The following is an 11,825-nucleotide window of genomic DNA, read 5'->3' as shown; positions in this document are numbered from 1 at the left end:
GCGCCAGCAAATTCTTGCTCGAAATAATGGGTAAGGTAAATCCATTCGGTCTCTGCAACGCTAGCAACAGTCATTTAGATAGCTAAAAGCGCGGCGACGCTTGCGCATAAGCGCATGTTGTTGCCGCTGATGCGAAACTGCCCCAGTTACCGGGGTATCGCTGGCCCAGCACCAATCGGCAAAAAAACAGTACTGGTAATGCTTTTCGATGAATCGGCTTGGGTCAGTGAAATTTCGGCAGCTGGATCAATTGGGCGCTGGCGACAACAGACCACTCCATCACATCGCCCTCGGCGTGCCAGACGAATGCCTCCTCAAATCCTTCCTGCCGAACGTGATGGTGCTGTTCGGCCAGTTCCAGCACTCGGTCTCGAATAAGCCGTCCTGATCGTTGGAAACCATGTGCGCGAGCGATGCGCTGGACTAAGAGTGCGTCGAGAATTGGGGCTTCCTGGCGTAGCACCTCTTCAATGATCTGACGGAGCACCGGACTGTAATGCGGTAAGTGAAACTGCTCGGGTTGGATCATGTGCGCAAGAGTAGAAAGATCGGCGACGCGATATTCACCCCTCTGCCCCAGAGAAATAGGTTGATCGCTGTGAGCGCGAGCAATGCGAACGTCCGCAATCTCCGACGGCAATTTACTCACGGAGCTAATGGGCGCTTCTGGCAACTCATCACTAATGCCGGAGTCGCTTAAGAAATCGATAACGATTGGAGCGGCCGGTGGCTCCTCGGTTACTTGACTATCGACTGCCTCTACTCGGGATTGAGCAAGAAGGTCGTTCAGAGCTATGTGCAGCTTCTGCAAGGCGCCTTCCTTATTTACCCACCATTCCGTGGACCAAAGTCGCACCAGGTTCCATCCCAAGCCGCTGAGAATAGCTCCTCTGACTTTATCCCGGTCCCGAGCGGTGGCGGCACTGTGGTAAGTAGCGCCATCACATTCAACGCCAGCCAAGTAGTCGCCTGGACGATCAGGGTGAACAATGCCGAGGTCAATACGGAAACGCGATACTCCAATTTGTGGGACTACTTGCCAGCCGAGTCGCCGTAGCCCTTGAGCAACAGCTTCTTCGAACGGCGAGTCGTATCCTCCAACCGAGCCACGTACCGCTTCTGCTAAAGCCCTAGGGCCACGCTGAGCAAACTCTATGAAGTGCTTCAAATCCCGGACCGCGCGAGCATTGGTCCGGTTAAGGTCGATCATTGACGGATCGAAGGATGAGAACACCAACATCTCTCGACGTGACCGTGTGATGGCTACGTTTAGCCTGCGCCATCCACCGTCCTTGTTGAGAGGGCCGAAGTTCATCGACATAACCTGCGCACCCGGCTCGGTTGGTCCGTAGCCGATCCCGAGCATAATCAGGTCTCGCTCATCGCCCTGGACCGTTTCCAGGTTTTTGACGACGACAGGTTCGGTCTGGGTATCCTGGAAAAACGGCTCAATCTGTGAGTATTGCTTACGGGCAGCGTCCAACAGATCGTTGATCAGCTTTTGCTGATCAGAGTTGAGCGTGATGATCCCGATTGAATGACCCGCAGCGACGAACGCAGGATCGGTTAGACGTTTGACTGTCTCACTGACAATGGCTTCAGCCTCAGCCTGGTTGTAACGCCCTTTTCCTTTTGCATACACGCCCTCAACCCTGCGCCACTCAACAGCACTTGCGCGAGTTTCGGCTGCCGGGAAGGTAATCAAGTTACTGTCGTAGTAACGATGGTTGGAGAACGCAATCAGGCTTTCATGGCGACTACGGTAGTGCCAGCTCAAACTGTGGCTCGGCACCCCGGCTCCCAAGCATTCGTCCAGGATGCTCTCCATGTCTTCTGCTGTGTCGTCGTCGCCAGCATTCGGACCACGGCTGAAGAAGTTTGTAGGCGGCATCTGACGAGGGTCACCGGCGATAACTACCTGTTTGCCCCGAGCTATCGAACCGATTGCGTCCCATGGAGCAATCTGCGAAGCCTCATCGAAGATGACCAGATCGAATGGGGGCTGATCGGCAGGCAAGAACTGCGCAATCGACAGCGGGCTCATGAGCATGCACGGTGCCAGGCGATTCAGCGCGTCACCCATCTCAATAGCCAGCTGCCGGACTGGTTTGTGCCTGCGAGACTTCTGCAATTCATGCTTGAGAATGGCGAAGCCGCTGCTCTTAGGGATGTCATTCTTGGAAGGGATTAGGCCACATAGTTTCGCCCGGATATAACGTACCGTCAGTTTCGCCAGTTCGTCGTCCAAACGAACGAAAGTCCCGATGTCACTCATGTGCTCGGCAGCGACGAAGTTTCTCAAGACCGGTTCGCTGTCGATGCCCTGTGTCGCAAACCAATGAGCATAGGCAGTGACAAAGGTATGCTCGGTTGCCGATGGTAAAAGGCTTCCTGTTTCCAATGCTTGCGCCAGACTGGCCAAACCGACCTCGGCAGCCTGCTCGCGCACACGGCACCAATCGCACCAAGCCTTTAGCTGCTCTTCTTGCTGCTGTATGGAAAGAGAAGTGGCCCGCAGAGCAGCAACGGTCGGATGCGTCTCTGGGCTTGTTGCAGCCAAACCAGCAAACAGCCGAGCGGCCTCATCGTAGCGGGACAAGGCTTGTTGCAACGCTGATAGCGCTGCACTGACTTGTCCACCTGGCACCAACATTTCATTTGCATCGATGACCAGACGCGCGACTGCGCCGCGCAATGAAACCAAGTGGTCGGGTGATTCGGCCAAACCACTCAGCAGCCCGCGCAGACTTTCACCCAGTGTGATGATCCGCAGTGTACGGGAGGTGTCGCTGGTCAGACCTTGCCAGCCAGGGATCGACTGCATGTCACTTGCCAAAGCGTCCAGTTCCACTAGCAGCGATTGTAGGCGCTCGAAAGTTGCGAGGTCACCAAGTGTGTCCGGCAAGCCCGCCGCGCCACCTAAAGCGGCGAATCTCTTAGCTACCTTTTTCTTGGCGAAAGTAGCCAAGAACCAGAACTTACCCTCAGCCTCTCGCCATTCACTTTTAATTGCTTCGAATGGAATGCGACGGCACGCTTCGTCCGCATAATTTAGCGACAGACTTTGTTCCAGCTCGCGATAGCTCTCGATCAACTGGTAAGCACGTCGGGCAGAATCGATACGCGTAGCGGCGTCGGGAGCAAATGCGAATGAAAGGTTTAGGCCATGGGATTCCAGGATCAGAGTAGCCAATTCATTTAACTGCTGAACCTGGGTTACTTCGGCCGTCGACAACGGCAGGTGCGTAAGCTTAAGCAGCTTTTCACTCGAATCATTTAAGGCGTCAAGAGCCTGCGGCAACTCACGTGAGGTGCTTGCGATCTCTGCCTGCCAGGCATTTGACCATTGGGTCTGCGCCAGAGCACCAAACTTACCTGAGAGGTCGCGCGCGGCAACACCGTTAAGTCCGAGCCGACGCGAGAGGTCAAGTAACTGGCCGTACTCGGCAGCATCGTGCCGCGTGCTTGGTGGCCAAGCCAGTCTCGGCGTCTGAGGACCATGATCACGCACGACGCGACCAATCGCTTGATGCAAGGAAAGACCGTTGCTCCAGCGTCGGTGTAGGACCTCGACCAACTGGTTAAGTCGCGAGCGCAGCGTTTGCAATCGAGCAGCCTCACGCTCCCAATCCTCGGCGCTCAATGCGTCACTCACATCCCATGCGCGATCCAACTGCTTGAGTACTTCAACTTTGGACGCTTTGCTTGAGTGCAGCTCCAGGCAAAACTCACCCAGCCCCTTCTCTGCCAGGCGACGATAAACCACGTCAAGGGCGGCCCGTTTCTCTGCCACGAACAAAACGCGACGGCCTAGCGCAAGGTTATGAGCAATCATGTTGGCGATGGTCTGCGACTTGCCGGTTCCCGGAGGCCCATCCATTACAAAGCTATGATTGCTGGCAGATGCCACCACGGCAGATAACTGCGAAGAGTCAGCTGGCAACGGAGCAAAAAGCTGAGCAGGCGTTACTGATGAGTCCAGACGCTCCGGCCTAGGAAACTCGTCTGAGCCAGAGAAGCCCTCACCTGCTTCTTTAGGCTCCAACAAATGTTTGACCAACGGGCTTTGCAGCAGTTGTGCCCCGTTGGCATTCAAGTCTTTCCACATCAAATATTTGGCAAATGAGAAAGTGCCCAAAACTAGTTCGGTACTCACCTCAAATCCGGGCACGTCGCGTACCGCTCGCCGAACCATGTTCCAGATGCCGGTCACATCGATGCCGCTTTCATCACTTGGTAGCTCGCCATCGAGCCCGGGTATCACCAACTCAAAATCATGACGTAGCAATTCAAGTAGAGTTAGGTTGAAACGCGGTTCCTCGTCGAGCAACGTCAGCGTCACCCCAGACAAGGCACTTTTGCGCTCAAGTTTCACCGGCAGCAAAATCAGTGGTGCGGAGTAGGTCTTCGGGTCTTCGGCGCTTTTCTTCCATTTAAGAAAGCCGATTGCCAAAAACAGCGTGTTTGCCCCGCCCTCCTCCAGATCACTGCGCGCCTTTCGGAATAGCTCAATCAAGGTTGCTTCAAGCTTGACCTTCTCCAGGCTGGCGAGCACTTCACCCCGCGCGAGCGCTTGACGGCCGACTTCGTCTACCAGGCTTTCATTATTCTGCTGCTCGTACACGGCCACATCACGGCCGCTGCTATTCAGGTCAGGTATCGGCACCACTCGAATGCGCTGGCCACTCGAAAGAAGGTCTTCAAGAGCTGCTGGATCCGGACAGAGAAGACGCACGCCTTTAGCGCTGTCTGGCAAATGCAGTAGACGGTTGCGAGTAGTCAGATCGAGGAGTTTGCGTTGCCAGAGCGTTAATTTACCGGCAGGACCTTCGTTACCCTCGTTGATTTCGACATCGAACCCTGGCAGTGCTGGGGCTTCCTCCAAGCCTTCAGCAGCTGGCGGAGTATCGTCTGTCACGTCGGATGCATTGACTGCTGACACAAGCGCCATTGGGCGGATCTTCTGCATCCGAGCACGGTGCAAATCGATTGCCATGATGAACTGCTCATCATCTAGTTGCCGCTCCGCAGCTGCGACCGCTTGGCTAAAATTCGGTGCCGGCGATTGGGTCGCCAAGGTGGTCTCGAAAACCACCATCTCCTTCAGATCCAAGCGCTTGCGTACTGCCGACGCTTCGTCAGTCAACAGTTGGGAAAACTCTTGAGGCTGCAACCAGACACCTGCAAACGCGTGCCCCTTTGTCATGATAAGCAGGGCATTCAATCCAGCCTGTTCCAAAGCCGCAGCGAACAGCAATGCCGTATCCAGACAGGTTGCCACGCCGTTATCCAGAATCACGCTTGGTGGCCTGATCTTCTGGCCCTGTTGCTCAAAGCTGGCTGGAGGCAATGCATAGCTCAACTGAAAGCTGCACACCCCAGACCAAATGGCGGAGGCAAGCTCCCATGTGCGCGTGCGTGACTTGCTTTCGTAGCCATCAATGCCATCTTTCTTTCCTGCACGCCGCAAGACTTGAGAAGCTGCTTTGAGCACTCGGTCTACCGCTGGATCATTGGGCATGCAGAAAGCTGCCAGCAACTCTGGCATGGCGCTCAAACCACCCCATTCAGTGCGAGAAAGCAGCTCAGTGGGAAAGCGCTGCTCGACGAGTAGGTTCTCGCCTTGGGACAAGCGCAATACCACATCGGCGCTCAGGCTTTCACTCAGCCCGGACAGATAGCCAGCGTTGAGCTTGATGTCGCGCTCAGAAATGCTAAGGCGATCACCCGCATGAATCCGGTCAATATGCCAAGACCGGCTTTCAACGAAATCTGGGTCGGTGCTTAAAGTCAGTATCAGATTTTCAAGATTTGTTTCTTCCTGGTTCCAAATGCTCAATTCTCGTACAAGCGGAATGGCGTTCTGGTGGGAAGCGAAGCCGATCTTACGAGCGATCAGCGCCTCAATCTTGATGTTCATCCACGGGCTCCCGAAGCTACCAGTGCTTGCCTCATAAAGAGGCAGCTAAATAAACCCTTATAGTCCATGACTAATCACTGGTTGGGAATTTCTTTATCTCGGAATCCAGTCGTATTTTTCAGGCATATGGTTTAAGCGACTGCTGAATGCCACGTTGTCGACTTTCCGGTCCTACCTGCTTGCCCTTTATTGGCGTACAGGTGCTTCTGGCCCCCACACCGGCCACCTTCGGCGAAGCCCGTTTCACTTACATACTTACCGGCTTCGCCGAAAGCTCCAGCGTGGTACCTCGTCGGGAGCCAATACCTTCTTTATATATAGAAATAAAGACCTGGACACGATTCGTGTTGGTTTAAAAACGGTTACACAGAATTTAGTTGTGTTGCGTCGACCGGTTGAATCCACAGCCAGACTTTCGCCCGAACGAAGTAGGTGGCAGCGACTGGTGATCGGCAGTTTTGGGTCCAGGCTGTGTGAAAACGTTTAGAGCACGTTCGACAGTCAGAACCGGAACGAAAATCGCGATCCTACGCAAATTTCAGGTCTGCTGATTAACCAAGCGCCGACAGATTTTACGTAGCAACGCAGACTACAAAACGGTGCATGCATTTTCACACAGCCCGAGTCGATTGCTGCCGGTCGTAATATAACTGGAATGAGGCCAGAACCACCATTGGCCTAACTCCAGCAACAGCAATTAATAGTGCCCCCCAATTACCACTGCGAAAATGCACCTATTTCAACTCTCCTCCCGACCTTGCGAAGAACTGGCTCATTCCGGCGGTGCCGGGTTATGAAAGCTATACGACACAGCATGTCGCTCAGCCCGCCTAAGATTCAGTAATTCCCAACCCAGGAAATACAACATCATGACTGATCGTATCTTTCCCCCACCAGCACCACCCAACCCCATGCCTTTGCCGGTACCTGAAATCGATCACGAAAGAGCCCGCTGGCAGGGGCGACTTGTCGGTGTACTCGTGAGTGCAGCGCTCTGGGGTCTGATATTCAGTTGCTTACATTTCGCGGTGAATGGAACAGAGATCTGGGCGCTGCTTGTGATCGGTGCCATATTTTCTTTAGTATTTTCAACATCTTACATCTGACGGTAGTGGGGTTAAGATGAGGAAGCCCGAAGAGATTCAGAAGGTTTTACTGGTAAAAGATACCGACACACGACAAGTCGTCTATGGGCAAATTCTCTACGATCATTACTTCGACGATGAGGAACCTGCCACCGATAGAGTAGTACGAGACTATCTTAAGACGTTCTGCATGGATTGCGTCTTGCTGTCGAGCGACAAACTCAACGGTGTCATTCCGGACAGCTTTACTGGGCAGGTCTGTAAGGTCACCGAAACGCCCGGCGCGAAGGAGTACGCCATCATCATAAATCGACTGGCTTGCAACAGTGATGCCGCTTGGCAGAACCGGAGCCTTTCGGAAAAGTCATGGAAACCGGCTCTGAGCTATTGGAAATCAGGTGGGCAACTGATTGGTCCCATCGAGTCTGGTGACAGGCACCCTAGCTACTGGGACTCTTTCATCAGCGGAGTTTGGTACGTCATCAGCATGGTGGCTTTATCGCTGATTCTGGTGGCGGTGATTAAAACGCTACTGGGTGGGCGTAAGGGCGATGATCGTCCGGGCTGATTTTTTAAGAGCAATGCACTTAGCTCAAGTTTTGAATGCCTGTTCAAGCAATTCTGACAAGACCTCGCCAGCCAGGCCGACCAAGCTAAACTCCCGATCATGCAGCTTGGTTACGGGCTGAGTATTGATGTGTACGACCGTCGCTCCATTGTCGAGCGCTACCTGGGGAATCCGCGCCGCAGGCTGAACCAACCCGGAGGTTCCGATGGAAAGCAGTAAGTCGCAATGACGGGCTGCATCGTAGGCGGCCAACAATGCAACGTCCGGCAGAGATTCGCCGAACCAGACAACCCCAGGTCGAACCTTTCCGTTGCACTGTGAACAGCGAGGAGGCTCGATCCTTTCGCCACTCGTGAGCAAAGCGGGCAGTATTACGGTTTCGCGGTAGGGTTTATTGCAAGCAAAACAGCGAGGCTCGTTTAGGCTCCCATGCAAGTGCACTACGCCGGAGCTTCCAGCTCGCTCATGCAAGTCATCGACATTTTGGGTAATGACCGTGAGCTTTGCCACCCGAGCAGCTAACGCAGCGATAGCCTTATGCGCGCTATTAGGCTGCGCCTCTAGCCCTTGCCGGCGACGCCACTCGTACCAACCCCAGACAAGTGCTGGATCACGCAGAAAAGCTTCGGGAGTGGCAAGGTCTGCGGGATCAAAACGCGCCCAGAGACCACTGAGTGCATCGCGAAAAGTGGCAATACCACTTTCCGCAGAAACTCCCGCACCGCTGAAAACCACGACGTAAGACGCAGAGCGAAGCGTCTTCAGTAGTTGATCAGATAACTGCATATGCGGCGTCAGTTGGGGCTTTAGCGGGTGAAACAGAAATACCGGTCCAGGCGCATGGGTATTTGACGTTGTAGCCGATCATGAACAACGCCCTCTGGATGTCGTCAATTGTCACGCTGACGCCTCGATTGTTCAATGAGGAAGCCATATTTCCTAGTATGCCGCCACTACTGCGCACCAGTTCGGCCCACGACTGATTTTGCTGAGCCATCTGTTGGGCTGGCTGATACAGCGATTTGAATTTGTACACCCCCAGCGAAGGATCACGTGCATCAGGCTGCGCCCCTCGTTTCGGCCCCCAGCGAAACGACAGATCGGCCGGAACACTCAGGGAACCAAGATTTTGTAGCCAGTACCGAGTCAGCAAACCCAATGCTGCTCCTACTCGCCCGTCGTACATGATGATATTTAACGGATCAGCAGCGGCATAGACCTTGGTCATAGCCGAGTTCATTAACAATTCTTGTCCATCAAATATGGCTAGGGAGCTTGCGCATCCTGGCTGAAGAAACTCGACCGCCATTCTGATTGAATCGCATAACCGCACCATATCGGCCTGATTATTCACCCACACGCGCGCGCTATCGTTTGGTTTTCTCGCCACTCCCCCCCATTCAAAAATATCTAAACAGGCATCTCTGACGTCCTCGTTACTGCCAGAACTCAACCCTTGCCGCAATCGCTGAGCGATGCACTGAAAAGAATCGGGTACCGGTTTCTCAGGCCACGAATAATTTAGATAGGCCTCCTCCAGCGTAGAGCACCACCACTGGCTCGTAGGATGGTCGCCGAGTTTGGCTCTCCATTTCGCCCAAGCTCTGTGGTTCGTAATCTCATAGCAATGAAAAATGCCGGAAATGCCCAATAACGCGAACTGCGACCCGGCCTCCCCGGATGATTGAGAAAGAGGGAATTCTCGAGGTGACCAGAGATCTTCCAGATAGTCGGCAAAGTCTTGCTGATTGGCAGTTAGGCTGACTGTCGGCATGTTAAGCGGCGCTCCAAATCGTCCAATGATTGTTCTTGGTAAGCAGCCATATTCACTATATCGGCTCTAGGCGGTAGCTACCAGATTCGTCTATTAACTCAAAAAACAACTCGCCCTCACCTTTTCGGGGCACAGAAGATGCTGTTGCCCAGAACGTTGCATGGGTCCGCACCAACTCGCAGAGTTCACCTACTACACCACTCTCAAGGCGTAGCTTTTCCAACTCATCGCGCCTCAGACCCGGGAGGAACAATAAGGCGATATCGCGTTTTTGGGCAACGGAAATCTCGGTTAACTCCTTGCTGTGACGGCTGAGCCACTGGGTAATCAGGCGAATATCTGCGTGGTGCCTGGCATCGACCACTTCAAGCTGCGCCAGCTTTATCGCTGAAGGTGCCACTATTAACCGACACGCAACGTACCGATCACTCCCTACTAAGGCGGCGCTGGCATTCAGCAAAGCCAATTCCGGTGTGGGACTGGCATATATTGAATGGCGTCGGGATGGGTAATGTTCAGGCCGTGACCATTCCCACAGGTTATCGACTACATACGGGACATTGCTGGGAATCCTGGCTGACATCTGGCGTTTGATTCCCTGTGCTGATGCCGCCAATTTGCTTTCAGGTATTGCCCGGAAAAGGTCTGCACTCATGTGTTGCTCCTTATGTTCATCTATCTTCAAAGTGTCTTCGAGACAGTAAAAAAATGAAGTCGACGTTCGACGACGCCCACGCCCAATGCCCACTGGCTGCCAAGCCGGATAGCATGATCAGGCCAAAAGTCATACATGAGTCCATCCGGGTCTGGCGGTGCCAGCAGGGTCGAGTTATAGAGAGAGGCCAAACACTCGGCCGCCATCATGTGTCCCTTCATTGCCGCCCATTGCAGCCAGTAGATTCCGAGTGCCAGTTCATGAGTGGGTGAGTGGTTATCCAACACCAGGCAACCCAAGAGGAAGCAGGCATCAAGATCATCGTCTTCAGCTGCCCGCATGTACCATTGCACAGCTTTGCGATGATCAGCCGTCCAGTCGTCGGCACTTTCGCAATACAGGCTACCCAGCGCGCGCGGCGCAGAGAACACCGCCCTCGTACGCCTGTTCGTAGTAGCTTATAGCTAGACCCGATCAACCGGTACACCCTTACCATAGAAGGCTTGTTCGCCGAGATTGAAAGCCGCCTCTGTGGAACCAAGAACGAAGGCTAACTTGAAAAGCCGTCGGGCTAGAGCAGACTCGAACTGTACTCGAATGCCATTGAGCCATAGCCAGCCCAGGTCATTCAGAGCATCAGGGGCTGAAGCCATCGCATCACCACGCAGAGATTCATAGTGGACTCGTAACCTGCCAGGTTCGACCATGCCACGAAGCGGATTGGCGACTTTGATTTGATAGTAACTCGCCAGGCAAAAATCGTTGGCTTGGCCGATCTCCAAAATTCGTAGCGAAGGAATGCCGATGCCGGCATAAAGGGCCAGCACGTCGTCCGGCTCGAAAAACCGGATGCCATTGACCATGGGCAATATGCCCTCCAATAGATTGAACACCTCGGCGTCTTTAGTCATGCTCATGTCCTGATCGGCGGACTTATCGGGTCCCGCCCATTCTCCAGACATGGGCGACAACCTGTGTCGCATAGCAACCCAGATAATTGAAAGGCAGGGATATCTCCGTGGAACAACTCTTTCGTCAGGAAGTGCTGCTAGGTTTGCTGCCCCGCATGGAAAGCGCCATTGACACAAAAACCATCCATGAACGCCTCGAAAACCAAGGAATATTTGTCGATCTACGCACCCTACAACGCCATCTACGCGAGTTGGAAAAACGCTTCCCTCATGTAAAAAGTAAACCTAAATCACCTACAGCCAAAGCCAGGATCTGGTGGGCAGACAGATCACTTTCTCGCTTAAGCCTGTTGCCGACCGATGCGATGAGCCTAGTGATGATCATGAACCACGCCAGTCGGTTTGGTATGGCGGCCCAAGTCACCAATCTTTCGGCACTGCATGAATATGCCCGGTCTTTGATGCGTGAGGCCCGGCCGTCTCAGGACTGGTCTAAAAAAGTCATCAGCAATACCCGCTTCATCACTTTAAAACCGGGCAAGGTAGACCCTCAGGTACTCGAGTCCCTTCAGAAGGCGCTACTTGATGACTACGCTGTCGAAGCTCAATACCTCAAACGCGGCGCACGCGAAGCTAAGTCCTATCGCCTTCTACCGCTTGGATTGTCCTATCAAGATTCCAACATTTACCTCTCCTGCGTATTTGCGAATCAACCAGACACCCGGCCGGTGGCCTTGCCACTACATCGGTTCATTTCAGTTAAAACAATTCCAGAAAAAATAGCGCCCCCTGAAGATTACGATATCAACTCGGTTAGCGCGCAGCGCAGCCTGATCAGCCTTGCGTCAGATACGCCGGTACCGCTACGTCTGCTTTTAAGCCAAGAGATGTACGAGCGACTAGCGGAAAACC

At 53.7% G+C, this 11,825-nt stretch carries 9 protein-coding genes; 3 read left to right on the top strand and 6 right to left on the bottom strand.

The genetic code is table 11. The features are described from left to right. Positions 1–223: 223 nt before the first annotated feature. The gene (locus HK44_RS12780; RefSeq protein ID WP_019691119.1) at positions 224–5,920 is read right to left on the bottom strand and encodes a DUF3320 domain-containing protein; all 5,697 of its coding nucleotides are present in this window, start codon (positions 5,918–5,920) and stop codon (positions 224–226) included. An 869-nt stretch (positions 5,921–6,789) separates the two neighbouring features. On the opposite strand from HK44_RS12780, the gene HK44_RS12775 reads away from it, so the two are divergent. Both HK44_RS12775 and HK44_RS12770 read left to right on the top strand, forming a co-directional pair. Beyond that, complete coding sequence (locus HK44_RS12775; RefSeq protein WP_141651705.1) at positions 6,790–7,026, top strand: hypothetical protein; 237 nt, start codon at positions 6,790–6,792, stop codon at positions 7,024–7,026. Between the two features lie 16 nt (positions 7,027–7,042). Continuing rightward, positions 7,043–7,573: a hypothetical protein gene (locus HK44_RS12770; RefSeq protein ID WP_019691120.1), complete on the top strand. Its 531-nt coding sequence runs from the start codon at positions 7,043–7,045 to the stop codon at positions 7,571–7,573. A gap of 24 nt (positions 7,574–7,597) precedes the next feature. On the opposite strand, the gene HK44_RS12765 is transcribed toward HK44_RS12770, so the two are convergent. From HK44_RS12765 to HK44_RS29730, 5 genes are read right to left on the bottom strand one after another with little or no spacing between them, the layout of a single operon-like run. After that, positions 7,598–8,359 (bottom strand): SIR2 family NAD-dependent protein deacylase, encoded by a 762-nt coding sequence (locus tag HK44_RS12765; RefSeq protein WP_019691121.1) that lies wholly within the window; start codon positions 8,357–8,359, stop codon positions 7,598–7,600. Beyond that, positions 8,346–9,347, bottom strand: coding sequence for a hypothetical protein (locus tag HK44_RS12760; RefSeq protein ID WP_019691122.1), 1,002 nt, complete (start codon positions 9,345–9,347; stop codon positions 8,346–8,348). Before HK44_RS12760 ends, HK44_RS12765 begins: the two co-directional genes overlap by 14 nt. 55 nt (positions 9,348–9,402) lie before the next feature. After that, positions 9,403–10,002, bottom strand: coding sequence for a hypothetical protein (locus HK44_RS12755; protein ID WP_019691123.1), 600 nt, complete (start codon positions 10,000–10,002; stop codon positions 9,403–9,405). A 26-nt stretch (positions 10,003–10,028) separates the two neighbouring features. Further along, positions 10,029–10,433 carry a tetratricopeptide repeat protein gene (locus tag HK44_RS29735; RefSeq protein WP_242031561.1) on the bottom strand — a complete coding sequence of 135 codons (405 nt, stop codon included), beginning with the start codon at positions 10,431–10,433 and terminating at the stop codon, positions 10,029–10,031. 33 nt (positions 10,434–10,466) lie between these two features. Beyond that, entirely contained in the window at positions 10,467–10,913 is a 447-nt protein-coding gene (locus HK44_RS29730; RefSeq protein WP_242031560.1) for a hypothetical protein, read from the bottom strand. Between the two features lie 107 nt (positions 10,914–11,020). Between HK44_RS29730 and HK44_RS12745 the strand changes: the two genes are divergently transcribed. Further along, positions 11,021–11,825 (top strand): helix-turn-helix transcriptional regulator (locus tag HK44_RS12745; protein WP_024264891.1); only part of this gene is annotated, 805 nt, incomplete at its 3' end.

The organism is Pseudomonas fluorescens HK44 (assembly GCF_000217955.3).
Taxonomy (GTDB): Bacteria; Pseudomonadota; Gammaproteobacteria; order Pseudomonadales; family Pseudomonadaceae; genus Aquipseudomonas; species Aquipseudomonas fluorescens_AQ.
Note: the sequence above shows the minus strand (reverse complement) of the source record. Positions and strands in the feature narration are given on the sequence as shown.